The organism is Pseudomonas sp., from assembly GCF_040514055.1.
Classification (GTDB): Bacteria; Pseudomonadota; Gammaproteobacteria; order Pseudomonadales; family Pseudomonadaceae; genus Aquipseudomonas.
Window position 1 is genome coordinate 74,695 of record NZ_JBEVDL010000079.1, and the last position, 24,984, is coordinate 99,678.

The following is a 24,984-nucleotide window of genomic DNA, read 5'->3' on the forward strand; positions in this document are numbered from 1 at the left end:
GCGGGTCGGTTAACCCGATGGGCGGATAAACCCTTATCGAGTGATGCCAGTTCTGTGTCGGCGCCCCGGCCGGCCTGGGCAACCGAATCAGCAGGGCCAACAGCACCGAAAAAGGCGGGGGAAATCAGGGCGCTGCCGGTTCCGGCGTATCGGTGGTTTCAGGCGGCCCCAGCGCCATACCGGTGCGCGCGGTCAGTGCCTGGGTGACCGCCGTCAGCATTTCTCGGCCTTGCTGGTCATTGTTCGGATACACCGCGCACAGCGGGAAAAAGGGCAGGGGAAACTCCAGGCTGGGGCCTCGCCCAAACGGGTATTTGCGTACCAGGTACAGACTGGAGCAGGCACGCGCGGCGTCGCCATCGGCCCCTTGGTCACTGTACCGATAGACCGCCAGCAGCTGCGACACCTTCAAGCGCTTGACCTGATTGCATTCGGGACGATGGGTGAAAGTGCGGGACCAGACCAGCTGCTTGGCATCCGGGTCGAGCACCAGTTCCTCGCGACCGACCGTGTCCAGCCGCTGCCTGTAGGCGCGCCACACCCGGCCGCTGGCCAGGGTGCGCAGCAATAGAGCCAGGTACAGCATCACCAGGATGTCGAACAGGCTCAGGACAACCCAGTCTTCCAGCAACCACGGGAGCACGCTGCCCGGGAACAAGGTTAAAGACAATGCCACCAGCAGTATGGCGCCCAACACTTCGCCGACCAGCTGGTGCAGCGGTTTCGCCGTGGTGACCCGGCTTTCCAGGAAGATCGGCCGGCCAAGATCGCTCAGCCGCTGGCGCAAACGCTCGGGGCTGTCTTCGATGCGCTTGCACTCGGTGTTGTGCGCGGAAATAAACGCCTTTTTGACGGGCTTTTTAGCCGTTGCAGTCTTTGAACCGGACACTCTGGGTTCCAGCGGTAACGCGAGGGCGCGAAGCGGCCCATGGTAACCGCAAGCCACGCCGCAGCCACGATCCCGCGCAGTTTTAGCTGGCGGTTCGGCGAACAGAGGCCTGTTCGGTAAAGGCTGGGGATTGGCGCGCCGTCCGGCGACAGCCCCGCGTGGCGCCCACCCGCCCATAGACCTTTCGGAAAACTGCTCTAGCCTTGGGTAAGCGAACCGCCGATCGGTTCGTGGCCGAGGCGGCCCGGCAGCGCGCCGTTCATTGAGCAAGGACGCTTATCTATGAACCACCGGCAAGCGTTGCGCGAAGCACGTATCAGGCAGGCGCTGGGCATCGGCTTGGCCGTGGTCAGCCTGACCAGCACCCTGCTGTCACTGCTCAAGCTGTTGGCCCAGCAGCAGCCAGCGCTGCCCTGGGCACGCCACCTGGCAGAACCCGGAGGCCTCTTGCAGGGCCTCTGGGTCCTGGCGCCGACGCCCGATCCCCAGCACTGGCTCAGCGGCCCCAACCTGGCGTTCCTGGCCCTGTATTGGGCTTTTTTTGTCGGCCTGGCGTTTTTCGCCTCGGGCCGGCAACTCGGCGAAAAGGCGGCGACACGCCATGGGCCGGTGGGCGCCACCGCCGAGGGCCCTGCCGTCGAACCGTCAATTAGCCGTCCGAGCATCCTGAGCCAGGTCCACCAACTGTATGTGGCGCCGATCCTCACCAGCCTGATCGCCGGGCTGCTGCTCAAATGGATCTTCGAGTTCTAAGGCCACGCGACAACGGTTAGGTGCTGGATGCCCGGCTCAATCGAGCTCCTCGTCGTCGCGAATCAGCACGCAACTGCGGCCGCGCGGGTCTTCGCTGCAATCGTGCACGTAATACATCACCACCTCGCCCAGGCCGGGCATGGTCGCGATGTAATCGCCAATTTCAGTGACGAAGAACTGCGCGGTGGCTGGTTTGGCCTCGCATTCCACGAAGGCGGTGACAAACAGCTCGGGGTCGCTGTCGCCAAAAAACGCCTCGCGCTCTTGGGCATCCCACGCGTCTGGCGCCTGGAAGGGACCGGTAAACAGGATACGCGCATCACCCAGGTCGATTTCCTCGGCCTGGGGATCACGTTCGTCCGCCCGGTAAACGGTGCAGTCCTGGGCGGCAGGGTCGTTGAGAATGGCCTGGCGTGCGGCCAGGCGCTGTTGCGGATCGAGGGTCGGCACGGGGAACTCCGGCGGAAAAAGAGGGCTCGGGCCTGCATTGTTGCAGTGCCAGCCGCCCCTTGACCAGCGCCACCTCCCCGCTTCAGGCGCGCGGGCGCTGCAGCAACTGCTCGATCAGCTGTTCCACCCGGCGCACCTCGGAGATGGCCATAAAGCCTTCCTGCCGGGTCTGGCGATCACCGTCGCTGTCGCGGTAGGCCTCCTTGCGCAGTATCAAGTTGCCCGTGCCGTCCGGGTGCTCGGTGCGCTGCAGGTCGAGGATAGTGCCCGGCAGGTAGTTCTTGACCGTCACCGAGCGGGCGCCTTCCAGCGTCAAGGCCCGCTGGTTGGTGATGGCATAGATGATTGAATGCGCCTTGCGCCGCATCCAAAACGGCGTCCCCAGCCCACCCAGGCCGATCAGCAAAAAGGGCAGCCCAAACAACGGAAACCAGTTCCAGCCGCTGTCGAAGCGCGGCCATTCGAAGCCAGCTGCGCCGCAGATCCAGAACGCCGCAAACGCCGTCCAGGGGATAAAAAAAAGCCATATCAGGAAACCCGAACGCATATAGCGCCCTGGATCGGGTTGGCCCACCCAGACCAGTTTTTCGCCGGCTTTGAGCTCGCCCTGCAGGCGCTGCTGCAGCGCTGCCGGTAACGCCGAAATGCCTGTCATGCTTAGCTTCACCCTGTACAAGTCGCAGTCGCGGCGACGCTACCCAATCGCTGGGGCATTGTCCATCGCCCCGCAGTGCCGAGGTGCTTGAGCGAGCGTGCAGGTGGGTCGGCGGCCAAGGGTCAGTGCGGCGCAGCGCGCAAACGCGCCATGCTGAAAGCCGACGCATAGATACCGTCACGCACGGCATAATCCTGAAACTCACCTTCGATGGCAAAACCGAATTTGCGGTACAGGGCCAACCCCGCTTCGTTGTCGGTGTACACCGTGAGCTCGACGCGGCGCAGGTTCATCCAGTTGTCGGCTACGTCCAGCACGGCGGCCAGCAGCTGGCTGCCGATGCCGCGCCCCTGCCACTCGGGAGCAACGGCCATGCCGATCTCGGCGCAGTGGCCGCGGCGCACCCGCGCATGCTGCTGCAGGGTGCAATGCCCCACGACCGTAGCCTGGTGCAGGGCAACCAACCTGACCAGGCGTTCGCCATCCTGGCTCAACCGCGTGCGCCACAATTCGGGCGACGGGAATGGCAACTGCAACACCTGGCGCGCCACCCGCGGGTCGCCATACAGGGCGATCAAACCCTCGAGGTGCGCTTCGCCTCCGCGCGCGAGGGTGACCAGGGATTCGCCGGTCGACATATGCGTTCGTCCTTACAGAAGGTGGCGGGCCAGTCTACGGAGCCCATCCGACCTTTGACCAGCCTCAAGGGTGCTCGCGCTCGATGGAGGCTCCCGCCTGGCGCTCGGCGGGCGCATAGGCCAGGTGGGCCAGGCCGGTCAGCAGGACCACGGCCAGCAGAAAGACGCTGCTATGGTCCTGCAGCAGTTCGATGGACAGCATGGGTAAGTTCCTCGTATGTCCGCTGAAAACCTGAGCCGACCCTAAGCCGCTTCGCCCAGGCTGTCGACCTGTCAACTTTTCATGCGTAAACAATGGGTACAGGTCCTGGTCCGACGGCACGCCTGGTGTAAGCTGGGGCCCCCTCTGGTTTCCTGTCGTCGAGCCCTATGCCGTTCCTTGCCAAACGTTCCGTACTCGCTCACCTGCCCGGTTTTCCGCTGGCGGCCGATGCCGTCGAGATCCTCGACAGTGCAGCCGACTTTCGCCGTTGCCTGCTCGAGCGTATCGCCCGGGCCGAGCGGCGCATCTCGCTCGCGGCGCTGTACCTGCAGGACGACGAAGCAGGGCGCGAGGTGCTCGAAGCCCTGTACGCGGCCAAGGCCTCGCGGCCGGCACTGGAAATCGTGGTGCTGGTCGACTGGCTGCGCGCCCAGCGTGGCCTGATCGGCGCGGGTAAACAGCCGGGTAACGCCGCCTGGTATCAGGCCGAGCGCCTGGCCCATGGCTGCGAAGTACCGATCTACGGCGTCCCCGTGCAGACTCGCGAGCTGTTCGGCGTGCTGCACCTCAAGGGCTTCGTGATCGACGACTGCGTGATCTACAGCGGCGCCAGCCTGAACAACGTCTACCTGCACAAGTTCGAGCGCTACCGCCACGACCGTTACCACCTGCTGCACAACGCCGCGCTGGCCGACTGCCTGCAGCGGTTTATTCATCAGGCGATTCTCGCGTCCCAGGCCGTGCACCGCCTCGACCTGCCGTCGCCGCCCACGACCCGCAGCATCGGCCGTGCCATCCGGCATTTTCGCAGCCGGCTCAAGAGTGCCCGCTACGAGGTGCCCGCAGCGCTTGGCAGTACCGACGGCCTGCGGGTCTGCCCGCTGGTGGGCGTCGGCAAACGCAACCCACTGAGCCAGGTGCTCTGCGAGCTGATCGCCTCCACCCGCCAGCAACTGACGCTATGCACCCCCTACTTCAACCTGCCGCCGATCCTTAGCCGGGAGATCGACAAGGCGCTGGCCCGTGGCGTGAAGGTCGACATCATCATCGGCGACAAGACTGCCAACGATTTTTTCATCCCCCCCAGCGAGCCGTTCAAGATCATCGCGGCCCTGCCGTATCTCTATGAGATCAGCCTGCGGCGTTTCGCCAAGCAGCGTCAGCAGGCCATCGACCGGGGCCAGCTGAACCTGCACCTGTGGAAGGACGGCGATAACACCTATCACCTCAAGGGGCTCTGGGCAGACCAGCGCTACACCCTGCTGACAGGCAACAACCTGAACCCCCGGGCCTTCCGCCTGGACCTGGAAAATGCCCTGCTGATCGACGACCCGCACCAGCAGCTGGTTGGTCCGCGCCAGGCCGAGCTGACGCAGATCATGCAGCACACCCGCCGCATCGACAGTTACCAGGCCCTGCAGAAACCCGACGATTACCCCGACGCGGTGAGCAAGTTCCTGCGCAGGGTCAGTCGGGTACGCGCCGAGCGGCTGCTTTACCGCATTCTCTGAGCGCCAGGATGGCGGGCTGGCGCTGGCCAGCGCGCCGAGGCCGCCCTACGCCGCACGAAACCACCGCCTCCTGTCTGCCCGCCCAACAACATCTAATTAATAGATAATAAATCCGCAATAAATGCGCTTATATCCAATTCATAACTGATTGATCATCTGTTTCAAGCCCAGGGCCAACCGCCCGACGCCGGCCTCGACGGTCGGCTGTCGGCGCTGCGCCCTCCCTACTCAGGAGCACTTGAACATGATCGACGTACGGCCTTTTCAGCAATTGGGCGGCGCCCACCACGGCTGGCTCAATGCCCGTCACCATTTTTCCTTTGCCGAGTATCACGATCCCGCCCGGATGAACTGGGGCACGCTGCGGGTCTGGAACGACGATGAAATCGCCCCGCACAGCGGTTTTCCCAAGCACCCCCATCGGGACATGGAAATCATCACCTATGTGCGCGAGGGTGCGATCACCCACGAGGACAGCCTGGGCAACCGCGGCCGCACCGAGGCGGGCGACGTTCAGGTGATGAGCGCGGGGAGCGGTGTCGCCCACAGCGAATACAACCTGGAGGACCAGACCACACGGATCTTCCAGATCTGGATCACCCCGAATCAGTTCGGATTGCCGCCGAGCTGGGGCGCAAAGCCTTTTCCACGGGGCGAGCGGGCGGGGGCTTTTGTCACCCTGGCCAGTGGCCAGGCCGAAGACCGGGACGCGTTGCCGATCCGTGCCGACGCTCGGGTCGTCGCCGCGACCCTGCAGGCCGGGCAAAGCACCCACTACCACCTGGGCAAGGGCCGCCAGGCCTACCTGGTGGCGGCGGCCGGACGTTTCGAGGTCAACGGGGTGACGGCCGAGGCGCGCGATGGCGTGGCCATTCGGGACGAGGAAGTGCTGACCTTTACCGCCCTGGCTGACACGGAGCTGGTGTTGGTCGACCTGGCCTGAGGGTATTCGAGCACGCGGGTGGACAACGCCTTGTTGTTCACCCGGACACCCGAGCGGCATGGCAACGGCCGTTCGGTATCCGCCGGGCGCCTCAGGTCGGCGCCAACCGCCAGACCCAGATCTCGCCCTGGTCGGGGTGCTCGAAGTCCGCCTCGAGGAAAAAGCCCAGTTTGGTCAGGATGGCGGTGCTGGCACCGGCCAGGGGTTCGCTGTGGGCGATCAGCTCGACCCGCGGGTCGCTGCCGTGCGCGAGCTCGACCAGGGCCTGCGCCAGGGCCGATGCCACCCCCTGTCCCTGGTGTTCGTCCAGGGTGGCAAAGCGTATCTGCACCTCACCATTGACCGGCGCGCTGGCAAACCCGCCGTGACCGACCACTTGCTCCCCCCGAACCGCCAGGTAACCGATCCAGGGCGCATTGAAACCCTGGTGAGCATACCTCTGCGCGGTCGCCGCGCAAATCGCCCGCAGGGGCTCGTCGAGTAGCAGGGCGGCATCATCCGGGGTACCGGATGCAGGAACAGGCAGTAAACGCAGTGACATGGCCAAAGGGTCCCGAACACAGGGCGCCCGCCGGTTGCGGTGAGGCAGCGGGACGCAAACAAGGAAGGCCGCCATTGTCCGGGTTTTACCCCGGACGTCACAAGCCACCGCGTAACCTTCAGCGCTTGGGCCACTGCCCGCCCGCGCTGCGTGGCATGCCCAAACCTGGATGCGCAGCGGATCCCGCCGCCGACGCGGCCGTGCGCGGGCTAGGCCGGACCGGTTTCGGCCACCGGCGCGCTGGCCTCAGTCTTTTTGTCTGGCAGCAGGAAGTACGACAGCGCCGGAATCAGCACCAGCGCGCCAAGCATGTTCCACAGGAACATAAAGGTCAGCAGGATGCCCATGTCCGCCTGGAACTTGATCGGCGACCAGGCCCAGCCCACCACGCCCACCGCCAGGGTGATGCCGACCAGGCCCACCACGCGACCGGTGAAGGCTACCGCCCCGCGATAGGACTCCGACAGCGACAGGCCCTGGCGCTGGTAATGCAGCTGCACGCTGAGCAGGTACAGCGCGTAGTCCACGCCTATTCCCACGCCGAGGGCGATCACCGGCAGGGTGGCCACCTTCACGCCAATGCCCATATAGACCATCAGGGCCTCGCAGAGGATCGAAGTCAGTACCAGCGGCAGCAAGGCCACCAGCGCCGCCCGCCAACTGCGGAAGGTCACCAGGCAGAACAAGGTCACCGCCAGATAGACGAACAACAGCATGGTGCGGTTGGCATCACGCACCACGATATTGGTCGCGGCCTCGATGCCGGCGCTGCCGGCGGCCAACAGAAACTGGCGATCCGCGGTGCTGTTGGCCTTGGCGAACTGGTCGGCGATGGCCACCACTTCATCCAGCGTCTCGGCCTTGTGGTCCTTGAGGAAGGCGATCACCGGCATCACCGAGCAGTCGGGATTGAACAGCTCCGTGGCATTGACCGAGGCTTGCTGCGCGGCGTAGTTGAGCACGTTCTGGTTGCGCTGGAGGCTGTTGAGCTTGGGGTTGCCCTCGTAGGTGCCGGCGGTGATCTGGCGCACCGCATTGACCAGCGACACCGTGGTTTGCACCCCCGGATTCTGCTGCAGCTCCCAGGCCAGGCGGTCGGCGAGGACCAGGGTCTGGTAGTTCAGGCAACCTTCCGGCGCGGTCTTGACCATCACCGCGAACAGGTCGCTGGACAGCGCGTAGTGGCTGGTGATGTAGGCGTTGTCGCGGTTGTAGCGCGAGTCCGCGCGCAGTTCCGGCGCACCGCTGTCCAGGTCGCCGATCTTCAATTGCAGGCTGACTACGAAGCCGCCAATGCCCAGCAACAGGGCGACCAGCACGGCACCGATCGCCCAGTTACGGGTGGTGAACAGGTCGAGCAAATCCCACAACTTGCCAAAACCGCGATGGGCGTCGGCCCGCGAGTCGATACGCAGGGCTCGCTCTGCCGCCTTGCGGCCAACGCCGACGTAGGACAGTGCCACCGGCATCAGCAGCAGGGAGGTGAAGATCAATACGGCGACACCGATGCTCGCGGTAATCGCCAGGTCCTGGATCACCGGAATGTCGATCAACAGCAGCACGGCGAAACCGACGGCGTCAGCCAGCAAGGCGGTGACCCCGGCGATAAACAGGCGGCGGAAGGTGTAGCGCGCCGCCACCAGCTTGTGGGTACCGCGACCGATGTCCTGCAGGATGCCGTTCATCTTCTGCGTCGCGTGGGACACGCCAATGGCGAAGATCAGGAAAGGCACCAGTATCGAGTAGGGATCGATGGCGTAACCCAGCCAGGCGACTATGCCCAGTTGCCAGACCACCGCGGTCAGCGAGCAGGCGATCACCAGCAGGGTGCTGCGCGCGCAGCGGGTATAAAGAAAGATGATGACCAGGGAACTGACCACGGCCAAGGCGAAGAACAGCATCACCTGGAGCATGCCGTCGATCAGGTCGCCCATCAGCTTGGCGAAGCCGATGACCCGGACCTTGTACGGACCACTGCCCTCCACGCCGCTCGAATGCGCCTCGCCGTCACCGGCGAATTCGTACTGGCCGCGCAGCTTTTCTTCCAGCGTGCGGGAGAACTGGTGGTAATCGATGCCCGCACCGGTCGCCGAGTCCTGCTCGAGCAGCGGCACCACCAGCATGCTCGACTTGAAGTCGTTGGCCACCAGGCTGCCGACGATCCCGGCGCGGGTAATGTTCTGCCGCAGCTGCTCGATGTCCGCCGGCGAGCCCTGGTAGCTGTCGGGCATCACCGAACCACCCTGAAAGCCCTCCTCGGTGACTTCGGTCCAGCGCACCGCCGGGCTCCACACCGACTTCAACCAGGCGCGGTCGACGCCCTGGGTGAGAAACAGCTCATCGTGGATCTTCTTCAGTACCTCCAGGTACGCCGGGTCGAAGATGTCGCCCCGGGTGTTTTCCACCACCACCCGCACCGAGTTGCCCAGACCCCGCAGCGACTTGCGGTTCTCCAGGAAATTCTGAATGTAGGGCTGGCTCTGCGGAATCATCTTCTCGAAGCTGGGGCGCAGCTCCAGACGGGTCGCCGCCAGGTAACCCAGCACCAGGGTGGCCAGCGCCATCAGCAGCATAAACAGCGGCCGATAGTTGAACACCCAGCGCTCCAGCCGGTTGCCGGAGCGCGGATCGAAGTCAGCAAGGTCGCGGATCACCGGCATGCTGTCTTGCTTGATATTGCCCATAACCTGCTACTCGCTCTGATTCTTCTTGTTATTCGACGGGCAACACGCGCACGCCACGACTACCGACCAGCACCAAGGCACCGTCGGCCGCCTGGACGGCGCTGGCGATCGGCGACTGCTCCGTTTGCGGCACGCGCTGCAAGGGACTGTCGCCTGCCAGGGTCTGCAGCATGTGCCCAGCCTGGGTGAAGAGCCGGTAGCGCCCGTTGTCGCCTAAAAACGCCGTGGTGATGTTGACCTGCAGGTCACTCCCCAGCGGCTGCCAGCTGGCGCCGTCATCGGTGCTGCGAAACACGTGGCCGCGCAGGCCATAAACGAGGACCTCGCCGGGCTGACCGATGACGCCGAAGTAACTGCCCTGGTAAGGCGTCTGCACGGTGTTGAAACGCTGGCCGCGCTCATCCCACTTGAGCAGCAGGCCTTGCTCGCCGGCGATGTACAGCCCATCGCCGGTCGAGGCGATGGCGTTGAGGTGGAACCCCTGGGGGTTGTCGGTGAGGTCCTGACAGGGAGTCCAGGTTTGACCGCCATCCTCGGTACGCAGGATCAGGTTGAACACCCCGACCACATAACCCAGCTTGTCGTTGGCGAACCAGACGTCGAGGAAGGGCTTGTCGGCGCCCTCCTCCACCAGTCGCTGGCCTTCGGCGGCCAGCAGGCCCCACTGTTCATTGTCCGGCTCGGCAGTGGCCAGGTCGCTGTAGTGCTTGAGCACCAGGGCGCCGATCTGGCGACCGTCCAGTTGCTTGTTCCAGGTCACCCCGGCATCGCCGCTGTGCAGCACCACGCCGTCGTTGCCGACCGCCCAGCCCTGCCCGGCGGAAGGGAAATGCACGGCGCTCAGGTCGGAGCTGACCGGTACCTCGGCCTGCCGCCAGCTCTTGCCGGCATCATCGGAATAAAGAATGTGCCCACGCTGACCCACTGCCACCAGACGCTGCCCGGCACGGGCCAGGTCCAGCAAAGGGCTGTGCATGGCCAGGGCGCTCGGCCTGGCCGGCAAATCCAGCACGTCGACATAACCGGCGCCCTGGGCAACACCCTGCGCCAGCGCCAGCCACGCGCCCAACGCCAGCAGCACGCAGTTCTTGAATGAACACATAACGCGACCTCTTGAAAAAAAACGCCGGGGTGCAGTTCCGAGCCAACCCGACGCCTGAATCAGGCCCCGGCTGGTCGGTCAGCACGCCGACCTCCCGCTGCGCTGTCGGGAAACCACAACGCAGCGGCCGGAGCTTTTGTCACAGCTCGCTCAGCGAATGCCGGCGCCCGCCAGGGACTCGGCTGCCCACTGGGCGTTGGTCAGCGACTCGATGTAACGGATGCCGCCGTACGGCCCGACGATGCCGTTGATGTTGTAGGAGTTGCCCACCAGGTCGTAGATCACGAACGGGGTGGTGTCCGGTACCTGCTTGTCATAACTCTGGCTGAGAAAGGCGAAGGAGCCACGGTAGATCTGGCCGCGGGCATCGTACTGGTCGGACGCCAGGGCTACCCAGCTGTCCTCGTCCAGGTAGAAGCGGCGCTTGGCGTAGATATGCCGGGCGCCGTCCTTGAGGGTGCCTTCGACGACCCAGACCCGGTGCTTCTCCCAGCGCACGTGGTCGGGCGCCAGGTGGTTGGCGGTGGTCAGGGACTTGGGGTCCTGGGCGTAGGTCAGCTCGTAGGTGTTATAGGGCAGGATCATTTCCTGCTTGCCCAGCAGCTTCCAGTCATAGCGGTCCAGCGCACCGTTGAAGACGAACACGTCATCGTAGGTGCCGGCGCCGGCAGTGCCCGGGTTCGGGGTGTCGTAGGCCAGGCTCGGCGCCAGCTTGACCCGACGTTGGCCGGGCAGGTACTGCCAGGCGCGGCGCGGCCGCTCGGTGGCGTTGGCGGCATCCTTGAGCATGATCGCCTCGCCGGCACGGCGGGCCGGACCCGAGTAGTACAGCTTCATCTGGTAATACACATCGGTGTTGACGATGGGCTTGTTCAGGTCTTCGTAGATCGGGTAATTGATAAAGGCCTGGCCGGTGGTGGCCAGCGTGGCCACACCCGCGGCGTCGACGTTCCAGGAGTCGTACTTGGAGTTGATGGTGACTCCCTGGTAACGCAACAGGTGATTCCACATGGCCTCGACGCCCGACTGCGGGATCGGGAAGGGCACGCCCGGCAGCACGTTATCCAGCGCCAGGCCGCCATTGCCGGTCTTGGCGCCGGTGGCATTTTTCACCGCGTTATCCAGCACCGGCTGGGGCATGGCCACGGTGCGATGGGTCGGGTAGACGTCGACGCGAAAGCCCGGGTAGCGCTTGGCCAGTTCCACGGTGGTTTCGGTCAGCAGGTTCTTGTACTGCTCGACGTTCTTGCCATCGATCGCCAGCAGCGGCTGCTCGCTGGCGAAAGGGTCCGGACGCATGCTGTCGCCAGCCTTGAAGGCAGCCGGCGCAGTGGTCAGGCCGCCCTCATAGGCAGGGATCGAACCGTCGGCATTGGCCGCTTTCTCGGCGCCCACCAGCGTCAAGCTGCTGCCCAGCTTGGCCGCTTCTTCCGGGGAAACGGCGGCGTGCACCGCACCGGCGAAGGCCACGGCCAGGGAAGTCGCCATTACACTTTTCACGAATGTCATCTTGTCGGTCTCCTGCTCGGGTCTCGAGCAACGCGGATAGTCAGAAGGTGGTCTTCAAGGTCAGGTAAACCGCGCCACGGTCTTGCGTGGTCGCCCCGCCGCCAGAGAATGAGGAGTAGCCTGCGGCGTAACAGGTGTGGCGCTGCCCGGCATCCAGTGCATTGGGTGTCGAGCCATCGGTGGCGCCGTTGCTGCACTTCTCGGCATCGCCGAAAGAATCCACGTACTTCAGGTCAACGAAATACTGGTTGTAGATGACCGCGCCCACACCCACCGAGTAGGTGCCGGTGTCTTCGGCGCCGCCACCCTGGACCGGCGATACGCCGTCCAGGCCGAGGTTGACCGACATCGGCGCCGTCATGTCCACACCGGGGAACACCTGGAACCAGGTGGGCGTGAAGTTCACCGCCACACCCCAGTTGTCGCGGGTCGCCTGGTCGATGCCGTGGTAGCTGTCCTGGCCCTTGTAGAGCGCCTGGTTGTGGCTATCGAGTTTCAGCAGGTTGCTGTAGTAGAGCTCGCCCAACAGGGACGCCGAATCGAACAACGGCGTGTCGCCGATGGTCATCAGGCCGTTGAGGGTCCAGTGCAGGGTGTCACCGGTGGCGCTCATGCTGTCGCCGCTGCCTGGCAGCTCGGTGACCACGCCAGTGGCCGCCACGCGCGCAGGCAACACGCCAAGACCGTTGGCCAGGCCGCCGGGGCCCGAGGCGCTGAGAATGGCGGGGATGCTCGCCAGCGGCATGTTGTGGCGGATATTCAGGTCGCTGGCGACGCTGATGCCGGCGACGTCCTTGGACAGGCTCAGGCCGATGATGTCGATGTCGTCGCCGTAGGCGAACTGATAGCTGGTGGTGCTGATGGAGCGCTGCACGTTGGCGATCGGACCGCCCGTGCCCTGTGCCGTCATCCGGGTGGCATCCAGCACCGCCTGCGGCAGGATCTCCGAGGTGTTGCGGTAGTAGGCCCCCAGGGTGCCCTCCAGCCACTCCGGCGACCATTTGAGCATCAGGCCCCAATCACCACGCTTGTCCGGGGTGAGGTCGTCGCCACGGCGAATGTTGGTCAGGGTGCCGTTCGGCCCCGCCAGGCCCGGGCCACCGGTATGGCCGAGGAGGAAGGATTGAGCGCCAAAGCCCACCAGGTCCGAGCTGCCGTAGTAACTGCCGGCTTCGGGCAGGCGCGCCGCATCCCAGTCGAGGAAATATTGGGCGCCGAGGGTCAGTTCGGGATTGACGGTAAAGGACGTGGAAATCTGGTTACGTGGTGTGAACAGTTCCTTGGCCTCGGTACCCGGCGCCGCGGCAAGCTTGGCCAGGTCCAGACCGGACTGGCCGTAACTGATGGCATGCACCGGGTTGAGCAGGGTCTCGCCCCAGAACACGTTGTGCTGGCCGGCCTTGATGCTGAGCATCGACTCGCCGCCGATTTCAGTGCTGTAGAACACGAAGGCGTCGAGAATTTCGCCGGACGGGCCACTGTAGTAGCGCTGGGCATAATTGCTCAGGTGCGGGCTGCCCAATACCGGGTTGCCGGCGCCGGGCTGACCAGCGATGCTCGAGAAGGCCTGGTTGCCGTTGACGAATGGGTTGCTGTTGGAGCCGGCGTTGTCATAGGCCTTGTCATACCAGCTGGCCGTGCTGAGGCGAAACCCCTTGTTGCCCTGGTGGATCACGTCCAGCTCGGTCAACAGATCGACGCGGTTGGTGATATTGCTGCCGGAACGCCGGAAGTTGTAGTCGCCATCGTTGTTGTTCGGCGTGGCCAGCAGGGTCTTGTCGGCACTTTCGGTGCGCACACCGTAGTTGTACTTGACGGTGTTGTCGAAACGGATAGACCAGTCCGGATGACCCGTGTCGACCTCGAAGGCCTGGGCCACTGGCGCGCCGGCCAGCAGGATGGCCGTGGCCAACAGGTTGCGCCGCAGGCGGTGAGCACCGCGAACGTTCGTGTTGTACATGGGCTTGTCTCCGTAGATTGTTGTTATTGTGTTCATACGACCTCGGGTATCGCGTGGCGGGCGGTTGAGCCCGTCCCCGTGTCACGGTCCAGCGCTGCAATGAAGTGCTCGGCCTGCGGCCAGGCGCCGTAGCCGGCCTGGGGATTGAGGTGGCCAACCGCGCCCAGGTCGACCAGCTCAGCGCCCCACTGCGTGGCCATGCGCTCAACCGCCGCGAAACTGGCCAAGTGATCGTTGCGGCTGGCGGCCACGATGCAGGGGAACGGCAGTGGCTCGGCGGGGAGCGGATCCCAGCCGTTGGCCTGCAAAATGCTCGGGCTCGGGTAGCCTTCCGGCCAACTGGCGGCGAGGTCCGGGGGCGTCGCCAGCAGTGCACCCTGGATGGCGTGGCGGTAACGGGCCGCCCAGTGCGCCACCATCAGCACCCCGGCGCTGTGGGCGACCAGGATCACCGGACCGTCGATCTGCAGCAGTTCGTGCTGGATGGCTTCGACGCGCGCCGCGCAGCTGAGCTTGCAGGTCTGCAGCGGCGGCACCGAGCGCACCTTGGCCAGCCGGGCCTGCAGCACTGTCTGCCAATGCTCGGCCACATGGTCACGCAGACCCGGAATAATCAGCACGGTAGCGGAGGTTTGTAGCTGTTCCATCCAAACACCTTTGGGTTCAGGGACGCGCCGGCTGCCCAGCCGCACGCTTCTGACTCCACACTAAAGAGCCCTCCCCCCGCCCGCTTCACATTCCACGTCAGCGACTTTTCATTTAGTGACAAGGGCGACGCGCCGGGCCCAGCGGCGGCCAGAGCCGGCGGGGCCCGACGCCCCACAGGCCACCCGAAAACAGCCGCTGAACGCGGTGTGGCGGCCCCCCCCTGTCTTCTCATTTCACGACATTTTGGCTATAACTAATAAACCGCCGGCGTAGCGGGAACCCCTTGATAACGCGGGAAAACCACAAGAATGATCACGTTCGCCCGCATTGCCGTGCTGACCAATTACCTGGAGGTCGCCCGCCACCTGGGGCTTAACGTCTACAGCCTGCTGTCGCAGGTAGGCCTTAGCCCCACGCAGCTGGAAGACCCCAAGCAACGTATTCCGATAGACACGGCCGTTACCCTGCTCGAGGAATCGGCGCGTCTCAGTGGCTGCGAGACGCTGGGTTTGCGCATGGCCGAACAGCGCCAGCTGTCGGACTTCGGTGAAGTCAGTCTGTTGCTCAGCCACCAGCGCAGCCTGCGGGATGCCTTGCAGGTGATCGTGCAGTACCGCCACCTGCTCAACGACGCCCTGGCGATTCATGTCGAGGAAGCCGGTAACCTGGTGATCATTCGCGAGGAAGTGGTCTCGTCCGCCTACAGCCGCCAGGCCATCGAGTTGGCGATCGGGATCATGCACCGCTTCTGCGCCGTGTTGCTCGGCGCGCACTGGCACCCGACCTGCGTGAGCTTTACCCACCAGGCACCGGCAAACCTGGCCGTACACCGGCGCATCTTTGCCTGCAAACTGGAATTCGGCAGCGAATTCAACGGCATCGTCTGCACCGCCGCCGACCTGGATACCGCCAACCCCCAAGCCAATGCCGCCATGGCACGCCACGCGCAGCGTTATCTCGACTCGCTGCAAACCGAAGGCGAACCCTCCCTGGTGTTCGACGTGCGCAAGAGCATCTACCTGCTGCTGCCCATGGGTCGTGCCACCATCGAGCAAATCGCCCAGACCCAGGGGATCACGGTGCGGACCCTGCAGCGCCGCCTGAATGACGACCACGCCAACTTCAGCGACCTGGTCAATGGCGTGCGCTGCGACCTGGTGGTCCGCTACCTGGAGAACCCCGGTTACTCGCTGGGACGTATCGCCGACATGCTCGGCTATTCCATGCCCAGCTCCTTTACCCGCTGGTTTATCAGCCAGTTCGGCATGCCGCCGGCGGCCTGGCGCAGCGCCAACAAGATTATTCCGGACAGGTCCTAGGCCTTATCCACCGCTACCCGCCGCCGCCCCGCCCTCGGCCTCGACGGTGACGGCCAGCTCATCGAGATCGATCACCGCACGACCGAGGTAGAACTCGGCGCCGCCATGGGCCTGTCCCGTGCCCTGCAGCAGTTCGGCATGCACAAACTGGTAACTGCTCCTGATCTTGCGCAGCTCGGCAGCATGCTCGGGATACTTCGTGAGCAGAGCCTCGAAACGCTTCTGGATGCTCGTGTCGAGCGCTTGCAGTGCTGCACTCGACAGCAACCATCCGGCCTTGTCCGGCAGAGGGTAATGGCGCAGCTGATAATCCAGCAACAGGCTGGCCAGGGCATTGCCCTGGGCGTTCAAGGGCAGCCGCGCGTCCAGCTCGGCCTGGCTCAACGGCGCCTGGAGTTCGTTGACCGCCTTGAGCAACGAGCGCTGCTGCAGCAGCAACTGCTGGACGAGTTGCGGATAACGCTCGCGCTGCCGGATCGGCAGACTGTCCAGCTGCGCGAAGACCCGTTGCATGACGCGTACCGGTTGCACCAGCTCGATCGGCTGGCCCAGTTGCAGCACCGTGGTGTCCAGGGTTTGCAGGTGCTGGTAAACAGCAGTCAGGCCGCGCGGATCGGATTGCCGCTCCGACGGGTTGAAGTACAGCAAGGCGCTGGCACAGAGCAACTGACTGCGACTGCCAAGCTCGCTCAGTTGCTGGGCCCGGCGTTCATCACCCCAGGCCCATGGGCTCAGCAGGCACAACAGACACAGCAGCAACTTCGTTCGCATCTTCCCTCTCCTCGCTTTTTTGTTGTTATGGCGGGTGCTTTGACGAATGGCCGCGATTGCTTCGGGTAACCTTTCCTGACGGCAAGCAGGGCCAGTACGGCTGTGCGCGCCAGCGCAACAGAGCGCTCACGGCGCTGAAATAAAAAAACGGCCGACTGCCGAAACAGTCGCCGTAAAGGATCCGGGGGAATGCAACCCCGGACGAGTGACACGCACCGCCATGGAGTAACGGTGCGCGGTTCGTAGGGCCTGTTGACACTATGCGCGTGTGGCTAGTGTCAACCGGCCCTACCGCAGGATCTGGCAGCCGGTGGCCGCCTGCAGATCCGCAAAACTCACGTCGGGGGCCATTTCCACCAGGCGCAGACCGGCAGCGGTGACGTCCAGTACGGCCAGGTCGCTGATGATCCGGTCGACCACGCCGACACCGGTCAGCGGCAGGTCGCAGCGCTCGAGGATCTTGTGCGTGCCGCCCTTGGCGCAGTGCTCCATCAGCACCACCACGCGTTTGACCCCCGCCACCAGGTCCATCGCCCCGCCCATGCCCTTGACCATCTTGCCGGGGATCATCCAGTTGGCCAGGTCGCCCTGCTGTGACACCTGCATGGCACCGAGCAGGGCCAGGTGGATATGGCCGCCGCGGATCATGCCGAAGCTTTCCGCGCTGTCGAAGAAGCTGCTACCCGGCAGGGTACTGACGGTCTGCTTGCCGGCGTTGATCAGGTCGGCGTCAACCTCCTCCTCGGTGGGGAACGGGCCGATGCCGAGCAGGCCGTTCTCGCTCTGCAGCCAAACGTCCATGCCCTCCGGGATGTAGTTGGCCACCAGGGTCGGCAGGCCGATGCCCAGGTTGACGTAGAAACCGTCCTGCAGTTCCTGGGCGGCGCGCTGCGCCATTTCTTCACGGGTCCAGGCCATGCTCAGTTCCTCACCGTACGCACTTCGATACGTTTTTCCGGATGGCGGTTGAGCACCAGACGCTGCACATAGATACCGGGCAGATGGATCTCGTCCGGGCTCAGCTCACCGACTTCAACGATTTCCTCGACCTCGGCGACGCATACCCGGCCCGCCTTGGCGCACAGCGGATTGAAGTTGCGCGCGGTCTTGTTGAACATCAGGTTGCCCGCCTTGTCCGCCCGGGCCCCCTTGATCAACGCCACATCAGCGGTCAAGGAGCGCTCCATGACATACCACTGGCCCTCGAACTGGCGGGTTTCCTTGCCTTCGGCGACCAGGGTGCCGTAGCCGGTCTTGGTGAAAAAGGCCGGGATACCGGCACCGCCGGCACGCAGTTTCTCAGCCAGGGTGCCTTGAGGCGTGAAGTCCAGCTCCAGTTCGCCGGCCAGGTACTGGCGCTCGAACTCCTTGTTGCCGCCCACATAGGACGAAATCATCTTGCTGATCTGCCGGCTGAGCAGCAGCGGTCCCAGACCGAAGTCATCCACCCCGCAGTTGTTGCTGATCACCGTGAAGCCGCGCTTGCCGGTTTCGCCCAAGGCTTCGATCAGTCGCTCGGGGATGCCGCACAGGCCGAAGCCGCCGGAGGCGATGGTGATGCCGTCGTCGACGAGGCCGGCCAGCGCGGCCTGGGCGTCGGGATAAATCTTGTTCATCTGCACCTCTCGTTGTTGTTCTGCAGCGCAGCCGTGGCCCGGCTACATCGCCCAGCGCAGTAACAGCAGCACCAGGGCCGCCAGGAAAACGGTTTCACCCACCATCAGCAGGATCGGCTTGATGCCCACCGCAGCCAGTTCCTTGAGCTGGGTTTTCATCCCCAAGGCGCTGATGGCGACGACCAGGCACCAGCGCGACAGATCGTTCAGCCCACCCTGTACCAGCGTCGGCACCCAGCCGGTGCTGTTGACGCAGGCGAGCAGCAGGAAGGCGACCGCGAACCAGGGCAGCAACGGCGGACGCTTGCCGGTGGGATCGGCACCCTGCAGGCGGGTGATCATGGCGGCACTGACGATCACCGGCAGCAGCATCGCCACGCGCATCAGCTTGACCACGGTGGCGGTGTCGCCGGTCTCGGCGGACATGCTGTAGCCGGCACCGACCACCTGGGCGACGTCATGGATGGTGGCGCCCAAAAACACCCCGGCCATCTGCGGCGACAACTCGAACCAGTTCGCGATCATCGGATAGAGGATCATCGCCAGGGTCGACAGCGCCGACACGCCGATCACGGTGAACAGCGTGGCCCGCTCCTTCTGCGGATGGTTGGGCAGCGCGGCGGCCAGTGCCAACGCCGCCGAAGCGCCGCAGATGGCGGTGGCACCGCCGGTGAGCATGCCGAAAATACGCTTGAAGCCCAGCGCCTTGGCCGCCGCCACCGAGACCAGAATGGTCACCAGCACCACGACTATCACCAATGCAATCGGTTTCCAGCCCAGTGCGGCGATTTGCTCCAGGGTAATGCGCATGCCCAGCAGGGCGATGCCGATGCGCAGCACGGTACGCGCGGTAAATTCGATACCGGCCTTGCACTTGCCATCCGCCGCCAGGAAATTCAGCGCCAGCCCCAGCAGCAGGGCAAACAGCATGACCGGGGCGCCGTAGTGTTCGGACAGAAAACTCGCCGCCGCGGCGGCGATCAGGCTGACGATAAAACCGGGGGCCAGTTCCCGCGCGCGGCTATTGAAGCTGACCAGAGCGATACTGCTCATGACACGGACTCCTCGGCATCGATGACAATGAATACCTGGCCCTCGAGCACCTCGACCGGGTAGTGGCCGACCTTGAGCGCGGTCGAGTTGAGCAGGTAACCGCTGGCCAGGTCGAAGCGCAGGCCATGGGCACAACACTGGATCACCCGTCCCTGCAGCAGCCCGCCGCACAACGAGGCTCCCTGGTGCGGGCAGCTGTCATCGATGGCGTAGAACTGGCCGGACACATTGAACAAGGCCAGGCTCTTGCCATCGAACTCGAGCAACTTCCGGGCACCGGGTGCCGGCACCTGGCCGGGCTGAATTGCGTAGCGCTGGCTCATTGCGCGCTACCCTTCGCCAGGGCTTCCTGCATGGCGCGGAGCAGCACCTTGGCCGGTTGCGCACCGGACAGCGACAGATGGCGGCCGAAGACGAAATACGGCACACCGTTGGCGGGCATGCCGCCGGCCACGAAGGGGCGGCCGTCGCCCTGCAGGCTGTCGGTCAGATCCGCTAAGGCAAAGCCGCAGGACTCGGCGATCGCCAGCAGGGTGGCGGGATCACCCAGGTCTTCGCCGTTCTGGAAATAGGCCACGAACAGGCGCTCCAACAACCCATCGCACTGCGCCGGGCTGCCCAGCTCCGCGGCGCGGGCCAGCAGGCGATGGGCATCGGCGGTATTGGGCATGCGCGCAATAGCGGCGAAATCGATGTTCACCCCGGCGGCGCCTGCCACCTCCCGTACCTGGGCCTGGCGCTGGCGCACGGCCTGCTCGCTGCCCAGCCGACGCACATAGAACTCGGCAAATGGCAAGCCGCTGGCCGGCAGGTCCGGCAGCAACTGCACGCCGCGCCAGGTCACATCCACCACCGCCGCCGGTTGCGCGGCCTGCAGGTCGGCCAACGCACGCTCGAACTGGCGCTTGCCGATCAGGCACCAGGGGCAGATGAAATCGAAGAACACCTCGACCTGTAACGGGCGGCTCATGGTCGCGCCTCCCGTACCGCCGCGGCGGCCGGTTCGGCTACGGGTTGCGCATTCAGCCGCGCCAGATCGTTGTGGTAGTGGCGCCGGGCGTAGAAGAACACCGCGGCGGCCGCGATGCTGATCAGCGGCACCAATTGGAATGCCGCCTGCAAGCCGATCAGGTCGGAGACTTTGCCGGTGATCAGCGGCCCGGTGGCCAACCCCAACAGGTTGTTGCACAACGTCAAGGTCGCGAAGGCCGTGCCGTGCACCCTGGAGTCGGTCAGGTTGGCGACCATGGCGCCGGCCGGACCGGTGGTGCCGGCGGCGATCAGCATGCCCAGGCCGATCAGCACCAGCTGCGGCATGCCGGACGGCAGGGCGAAGGCCAGCGACAGCAGCGCGCAGCTGCCCAGGCAGTAGCCGATGGCCAGGCTGATCTTGCGATCCGGACGGTTGCGCCCCAGGCGGTCGCAGAGCATGCCGCAGAGGATCATCCCGGCGCCGCTGCACAGGACGATGATCGCCGCCACCGCGCCGGCCTTTTCGGTGGTCATGCCGTAGAAGCGGTTCAGATAGCTGGGCATCCAGACGACCACCGTGCCGCCGACGAACAACTGCAGGCCGCTGCCGACATAGGCCCCGATCACCGAGCGAGTGGAATACAGGGTGCGCAGCGGCCTGCTGACCTTGTCCGCCACCTTGCCTGCCGCCGCCACGGCACGCGGCGGGGCAATGCGCGCCCCACGAACGATCAGCGGATAGAGCATGGCCAGCAGCAGACCGAACAACGCCATGCCGGCAAAGGCCCAGCGCCAGCCAAAATGCTGTGCCATAAATCCGCCAGCCGCCATACCCAGCACCGAGCCGAACATGCCACCGGAAATGAAGGCGCCCGAGAGGCTGGCCCGCATCTCGCGGGGGAACACCGAGACCACCACGGCGATGCCGACACTGCCGTAGGCCGCCTCGCCGACCCCGACCAGAAAGCGGGCGATTAACATCTGTTGGTAGTTCTCCGCCAGCGCGCAGCCCAGGGTCGCCAGGCTCCACACTACGGCCATCAGGGTCAGGCTCTTGACCCGGCCGAAGCGATCGGCCAGCAACGACAGCGGGAAGGTCAGCAGGCCGACCATCAGTGCAACTATGCCGCTGAGCAGGCCGAGCTGACTGTCAGTCAGCGCCCATTCGCCCTTGAGCAGCGGGAATACCGCATTGAGCACCTGCCGCGACATATAGTCGGAGATCAGCAGCCCGAAGGTGAGTGCGAAGACGATCCAGGCATAGGTGCGCGGAATGCCGAGCGACGTATCGATACCGTCGTCGCTGATGGGGTGTGCGGCCATACTGCCTCCTAGAAAGCGTGTCTTGTACGTGGAACCGGCTGTGAAAAAGCGTCCCCCGACTCTTTGTGGGAGCGGGCATGCGGCACCGGCTCTTGCCTGCAGGGCGACAAGCGGGAGCGCCGAACGGGCAGAAGCTTTTTCACAAACGAATCGAAGACGGTCGGACAGGGTTGGCAGGCCAGCCGAGTACGCCCTGCCCCCGCGCTCATAGCGTCCGCGAGGGCGTATTGCATGCATCAACGACACTACGGGAACGCTGTAGGGCGGTGACCGAAGGCCACAACCCTCCCGGCACCCTGCCGGGACGCCCCGAAGCTGTCTGCTGACATTCATGCTGGGCTACGCCACTGTCACGGCCAACCCACCCTATTCCTACGGATGAGTCACTTGCGCAGGAAGCCTTGCTGACCCCCCTTCGGATTCGGGGCGAAGCCGTTGGCGGCCAGGGTTTCTTCGACCGTCTCGTAGAAAACACCGATCTTAAGGATCTCGCGGGCTTCCTTTCCGTTGGCAACAGGACGGCCGATTTCTTTTGCCAGGCGTACCAACTGTTCAATCTGCTCGACGGAAGTCATCTTGCGCGAACGGTCCTGGGTCCAGAGGTTGTCCTCAATCCCGCAACGCACGTGAAGGCCCATAGCCATGCCCATCAGGTTGATCGGCAGGGTGTTGAGCATGGTGCTTTCCACCGTCAGCATGGTCCCGTCGGGGATGGCGCGCAGGAAGTTGGCCATGCTGTAGATGTGCGGCTGGTCCATGCCACCACCAATCGCCACCCAGTTGCACACCAGCGGCCCCTTGTAGCCACCGCGGCGAATCAGGCGCTCCACCGACTCGTAGCTGTTGATATTGTAGAACTGGAAGGCGCTCTGGATGCCGGCGGCACTCAGGCGGCGCACATGCTCCTCGATGAAGCTCGGGCCGGAGGGCACGATCATCTCGCGGTAGGCTTCATAGGTATCGCTGCCCATGGACGTACCCGCGTAGTCGCGCGCGTCCATCTGCTCGATGACGTTCATCTGTGTGGTGTTGACCGTCACAGTGACCTGGTCGGGTTTGGGATCGAGTTCGGCAAGCATGTGGCGGGTGTCGTCATGCAGCCACTTCGCAGCCGCGCCGTCTTCCGGGGGGGCGAAGGAGATAGAGCCGCCGACCTGGATGACCATGTCCGGTACGGCCTTGCGCACACCGGCGATCAGTTCGTTGAACATGGACAGGCGCTTGGACCCCTTGCCGTCCAGCTCGCGCACGTGCAGGTGCAATACAGAGGCGCCGGCTTCGTAGCAGTCAACGGCCTTCTGAATCTGATCTTCCATGGTCACCGGAATGTCTTCCAGATAGTCGGAGGGGAACCATTCCGGGCCATAGGGAGCAGCGGTGATGACGAGCTTATCCTGGTTTTCAGGGAAGAGAGAACCGTCAAGAAAGTTCATTTCTGTTGCCTCCAACAATTGAAAGTGAGTGGTGCCACCAGGGCGTTCCGACTCAGTAGGTCTTGTCGCCGATGATCCCCGCGCGTTCCATCTTGCGATGGCACGGCGGGTAGTCCATGACGGCGTAGTGTTGGGTGCTGCGGTTGTCCCAGATCGCCACGCTGTTGGGCTTCCAGCGCCAACGCACCTGGTACTCGGGGATGTAGGCCTGGCTGATCAGGTAACGCAGCAGGTCGGCGGCGCCGGGGTTGGCGTCCTGGCCGAAACGCACGCGCTCGGGGGTGTGGTAGTTGCTCAGGTGGGTGGTGAAGGCGTTGACGAACAGCACTTTCTCACCCGTTTCCGGATGGGTGCGCACCACCGGGTGCTCGGCGTCCGGGTACAGCGCCTTGAGCGCCAGGCGTTTTTCGATCGGCATGGCGGCACCGAAACTGGCCTCGATGCTGTGACGGGCACGCAGGCCCTCGATCTTCGCCTTCACCTCCGCCGGCAGGTTCTCGTAGGCCAGCACCATATTGGCCCACATGGTGTCGCCACCCACCGGCGGGCACTCCACGCAGCGCAGCACGGAGCCCAGCGGTGGCGCCTCGCGCCAGGTGGCATCGGAGTGCCAGGCGTTCTCGTAACGATCGTTGGGCTTGTCCGGGGTCTTGTAGATCTGCACCAGACCCGGATGCTCCGGGTCGCTGCCGGCCACCGGATGGTCTTCCAGCTCGCCGAAGCGGCGGGCGAAGGCCACATGCTCGGCGCGGCTGAAGTCCTGGTCGCGCAGGAACAGCACCCGGTGCTTGAGCAGTTGAGCGCGGATCTCGGCGAACAGGCCGTCGTCGTGGATGGCATCGGCCAGCTTGACGCCGACCAGCTCGGCGCCGATGGCACAGCTCAGTTGTTCGACTTGCATGACAGTGCCCTCCTCAGATGACGAAGATCGACGAGCCGGTGGTCTTGCGCGACTCAAGATCACGATGGGCGTCCACGGCGTCCTGCAAGGCGTAGTGCTGGTTGATCTCGATCTTGATGCGGCCGCTGCCGACGTGGTCGAACAGCTCGCCGGCCAACTCGGCTTTCTCGGCCGGATCGGCAATGTAGTCGGCCAAAGCCGGACGGGTCATAAACAGCGAGCCCTTCATCGCCAGCATGACCGGTTCGAAGGCCGGGATCGGGCCGGAGGCGGTGCCGACGCAGACCATCAGGCCGCGGCGCTTAAGCGAATCCAGCGAAGCCATAAAGGTGTTCTTGCCGACGCTGTCGAATACCACGTTGACGCCGACGCCATCGGTCAACTCGCGCACGCGCTTGGCGACATCCTCGTGGCTGTAGTTGATGCAGTGGTCGCAGCCGTGGGCACGGGCCACTTCGGCCTTGGCCTCGGTAGACACGGTGCCGATCACGGTCAGGCCCAGCAGCTTGGCCCACTGCGCGACGATCAGGCCGACACCGCCCGCGGCAGCGTGCAGCAGAATGCTGTCGCCGGCTTTGAAATCGTAGAGGCGACGCATCAGGTAGGCCGAGGTCAGGCCGCGCATGGTCATGGCCGCGGCGGTCTCGAAGGCGATGGTTTCCGGCAGTTTGATCAGCGGCGCGGCCTGGATCAGGCGCTCGGTCGAGTAGGCGCCGAGGGTATTGAGAAAACCGGTGTAGGTGACCCGATCGCCCACCGCCACGTTGCTGACGCCCTCGCCCACCGCCTGCACCACGCCGGACGCTTCCACACCCATGCCGTTGGGCAAGGGGATCGGGTAGGTACCGTTACGGAAATAGGTGTCGGCGTAGTTCAGGCCGACCGCCACATGGCGCAGGCGCACCTGGCCGGGACCGGGCTCACCGACCTCGACGTCCTCATAGCGCAGCACGTCGGGACCACCGGTTTCATAGAAGCGTACGGCTTTGGCCATGCCACCTTCTCCATTTGGAATTGTTATGTTTTGGGATCACAGACCCGTTGATTGAACTTTAGGGAGACTGTCGCGCGCACGCTTCTCATCCCACGACAGCCGCTTTTCATTTCATGA

At 64.5% G+C, this 24,984-nt stretch carries 25 protein-coding genes; 4 read left to right on the forward strand and 21 right to left on the reverse strand.

The features are described 5' to 3' along the window. Positions 1–124: 124 nt before the first annotated feature. Positions 125–889 carry a hypothetical protein gene (locus ABWY06_RS21020; protein ID WP_353927527.1) on the reverse strand — a complete coding sequence of 255 codons (765 nt, stop codon included), beginning with the start codon at positions 887–889 and terminating at the stop codon, positions 125–127. 282 nt (positions 890–1,171) lie between these two features. Between ABWY06_RS21020 and ABWY06_RS21025 the strand changes: the two genes are divergently transcribed. After that, positions 1,172–1,642 (forward strand): YniB family protein, encoded by a 471-nt coding sequence (locus ABWY06_RS21025; protein WP_353927528.1) that lies wholly within the window; start codon positions 1,172–1,174, stop codon positions 1,640–1,642. Between the two features lie 36 nt (positions 1,643–1,678). On the opposite strand, the gene ABWY06_RS21030 is transcribed toward ABWY06_RS21025, so the two are convergent. The 4 genes from ABWY06_RS21030 to ABWY06_RS21045 all read right to left on the reverse strand — a co-directional run bounded on the left by ABWY06_RS21030 (position 1,679) and on the right by ABWY06_RS21045 (position 3,587). After that, positions 1,679–2,092, reverse strand: a complete 414-nt coding sequence (locus tag ABWY06_RS21030; protein WP_353927529.1) for a hypothetical protein — start codon at positions 2,090–2,092, stop codon at positions 1,679–1,681. An 82-nt stretch (positions 2,093–2,174) separates the two neighbouring features. After that, entirely contained in the window at positions 2,175–2,747 is a 573-nt protein-coding gene (locus tag ABWY06_RS21035; protein WP_353927530.1) for a hypothetical protein, read from the reverse strand. 122 nt (positions 2,748–2,869) lie between these two features. Then, the gene (locus tag ABWY06_RS21040) at positions 2,870–3,385 is read right to left on the reverse strand and encodes a GNAT family N-acetyltransferase (RefSeq protein WP_353927531.1); all 516 of its coding nucleotides are present in this window, start codon (positions 3,383–3,385) and stop codon (positions 2,870–2,872) included. Between the two features lie 64 nt (positions 3,386–3,449). Beyond that, positions 3,450–3,587 (reverse strand): hypothetical protein, encoded by a 138-nt coding sequence (locus ABWY06_RS21045; RefSeq protein ID WP_353927532.1) that lies wholly within the window; start codon positions 3,585–3,587, stop codon positions 3,450–3,452. A 167-nt stretch (positions 3,588–3,754) separates the two neighbouring features. Between ABWY06_RS21045 and pssA the strand changes: the two genes are divergently transcribed. Next, positions 3,755–5,098, forward strand: coding sequence for a CDP-diacylglycerol--serine O-phosphatidyltransferase (pssA, locus tag ABWY06_RS21050; protein WP_353927533.1), 1,344 nt, complete (start codon positions 3,755–3,757; stop codon positions 5,096–5,098). Positions 5,099–5,342: 244 nt separating this feature from the next. Continuing rightward, positions 5,343–6,041 (forward strand): pirin family protein, encoded by a 699-nt coding sequence (locus ABWY06_RS21055; protein ID WP_353927534.1) that lies wholly within the window; start codon positions 5,343–5,345, stop codon positions 6,039–6,041. Between the two features lie 91 nt (positions 6,042–6,132). On the opposite strand, the gene ABWY06_RS21060 is transcribed toward ABWY06_RS21055, so the two are convergent. From ABWY06_RS21060 to ABWY06_RS21085, 6 genes are all read right to left on the reverse strand, one after another. Further along, complete coding sequence (locus ABWY06_RS21060; protein ID WP_353927535.1) at positions 6,133–6,582, reverse strand: GNAT family N-acetyltransferase; 450 nt, start codon at positions 6,580–6,582, stop codon at positions 6,133–6,135. A 209-nt stretch (positions 6,583–6,791) separates the two neighbouring features. After that, positions 6,792–9,266 carry an efflux RND transporter permease subunit gene (locus ABWY06_RS21065; protein WP_353927536.1) on the reverse strand — a complete coding sequence of 825 codons (2,475 nt, stop codon included), beginning with the start codon at positions 9,264–9,266 and terminating at the stop codon, positions 6,792–6,794. Positions 9,267–9,294: 28 nt separating this feature from the next. Next, complete coding sequence (locus tag ABWY06_RS21070) at positions 9,295–10,368, reverse strand: YCF48-related protein (protein WP_353927537.1); 1,074 nt, start codon at positions 10,366–10,368, stop codon at positions 9,295–9,297. 150 nt (positions 10,369–10,518) lie between these two features. Next, the gene (locus ABWY06_RS21075; RefSeq protein ID WP_353927538.1) at positions 10,519–11,877 is read right to left on the reverse strand and encodes a DUF1329 domain-containing protein; all 1,359 of its coding nucleotides are present in this window, start codon (positions 11,875–11,877) and stop codon (positions 10,519–10,521) included. 40 nt (positions 11,878–11,917) lie between these two features. Continuing rightward, positions 11,918–13,837, reverse strand: coding sequence for a DUF1302 domain-containing protein (locus tag ABWY06_RS21080; RefSeq protein WP_353927539.1), 1,920 nt, complete (start codon positions 13,835–13,837; stop codon positions 11,918–11,920). A 32-nt stretch (positions 13,838–13,869) separates the two neighbouring features. Beyond that, positions 13,870–14,484 (reverse strand): RBBP9/YdeN family alpha/beta hydrolase, encoded by a 615-nt coding sequence (locus tag ABWY06_RS21085; RefSeq protein WP_353927540.1) that lies wholly within the window; start codon positions 14,482–14,484, stop codon positions 13,870–13,872. 309 nt (positions 14,485–14,793) lie between these two features. Between ABWY06_RS21085 and ABWY06_RS21090 the strand changes: the two genes are divergently transcribed. Next, complete coding sequence (locus ABWY06_RS21090) at positions 14,794–15,804, forward strand: AraC family transcriptional regulator (RefSeq protein WP_353927541.1); 1,011 nt, start codon at positions 14,794–14,796, stop codon at positions 15,802–15,804. A 3-nt stretch (positions 15,805–15,807) separates the two neighbouring features. Here the strand turns inward: ABWY06_RS21090 and ABWY06_RS21095 are convergent, their stop codons facing one another. From ABWY06_RS21095 to ABWY06_RS21140, 10 genes are all read right to left on the reverse strand, one after another. Beyond that, complete coding sequence (locus ABWY06_RS21095) at positions 15,808–16,575, reverse strand: hypothetical protein (protein WP_353927542.1); 768 nt, start codon at positions 16,573–16,575, stop codon at positions 15,808–15,810. A gap of 288 nt (positions 16,576–16,863) precedes the next feature. Then, entirely contained in the window at positions 16,864–17,493 is a 630-nt protein-coding gene (locus ABWY06_RS21100) for a CoA transferase subunit B (RefSeq protein ID WP_353927543.1), read from the reverse strand. A gap of 2 nt (positions 17,494–17,495) precedes the next feature. Beyond that, positions 17,496–18,191 (reverse strand): CoA transferase subunit A, encoded by a 696-nt coding sequence (locus ABWY06_RS21105; RefSeq protein WP_353927544.1) that lies wholly within the window; start codon positions 18,189–18,191, stop codon positions 17,496–17,498. Between the two features lie 42 nt (positions 18,192–18,233). Next, the gene (locus ABWY06_RS21110; protein ID WP_353927545.1) at positions 18,234–19,244 is read right to left on the reverse strand and encodes a YeiH family protein; all 1,011 of its coding nucleotides are present in this window, start codon (positions 19,242–19,244) and stop codon (positions 18,234–18,236) included. Beyond that, entirely contained in the window at positions 19,241–19,567 is a 327-nt protein-coding gene (locus ABWY06_RS21115) for a Rieske (2Fe-2S) protein (protein ID WP_353927546.1), read from the reverse strand. Before ABWY06_RS21115 ends, ABWY06_RS21110 begins: the two co-directional genes overlap by 4 nt. Next, complete coding sequence (locus ABWY06_RS21120; RefSeq protein ID WP_353927547.1) at positions 19,564–20,214, reverse strand: DsbA family oxidoreductase; 651 nt, start codon at positions 20,212–20,214, stop codon at positions 19,564–19,566. The genes ABWY06_RS21115 and ABWY06_RS21120 overlap by 4 nt, the downstream gene beginning before the upstream one ends. Next, complete coding sequence (locus tag ABWY06_RS21125; protein WP_353927548.1) at positions 20,211–21,539, reverse strand: MFS transporter; 1,329 nt, start codon at positions 21,537–21,539, stop codon at positions 20,211–20,213. The genes ABWY06_RS21120 and ABWY06_RS21125 overlap by 4 nt, the downstream gene beginning before the upstream one ends. Before the next feature lie 383 nt (positions 21,540–21,922). After that, entirely contained in the window at positions 21,923–22,972 is a 1,050-nt protein-coding gene (locus ABWY06_RS21130; protein WP_353927549.1) for a beta-keto acid cleavage family enzyme, read from the reverse strand. Positions 22,973–23,024: 52 nt separating this feature from the next. Continuing rightward, positions 23,025–23,873 (reverse strand): TauD/TfdA dioxygenase family protein, encoded by an 849-nt coding sequence (locus tag ABWY06_RS21135; protein WP_353927550.1) that lies wholly within the window; start codon positions 23,871–23,873, stop codon positions 23,025–23,027. 13 nt (positions 23,874–23,886) lie between these two features. Continuing rightward, complete coding sequence (locus tag ABWY06_RS21140; RefSeq protein ID WP_353927551.1) at positions 23,887–24,867, reverse strand: quinone oxidoreductase family protein; 981 nt, start codon at positions 24,865–24,867, stop codon at positions 23,887–23,889. Positions 24,868–24,984 lie beyond the last annotated feature (117 nt).